The sequence below is a fragment of the Neobacillus drentensis genome (assembly GCF_036966985.1).
GTDB classification, from domain to species: domain Bacteria; phylum Bacillota; class Bacilli; order Bacillales; family Cytobacillaceae; genus Neobacillus; species Neobacillus drentensis_E.
Window position 1 is genome coordinate 1 of record NZ_JBALSN010000079.1, and the last position, 270, is coordinate 270.

The window sequence follows — 270 nt, forward strand, 5'->3', positions numbered from 1 at the left end:
AATCCCTACTTTCAAGAAAAAGAGCTCGTCTTTGCTTCAACCTGGGGAGACTATCAAGTAAAAATGCACAGTGACCTAGAGCAGGAATCGATTACTTCACCTCCTCAAAAAAACGAACATAATGAAGAAATTTTGAATAATATTTTGATCTAAAAAGATAGACTGCCAAGGATACATTGGCAGTCTGTTCTTGTTAACAGTTGTAGCGTTTCCACGTTTAAATAATTTGCTTAAAGCTAAAATCACCAAAAGATTCGGAGCGAATCGTTT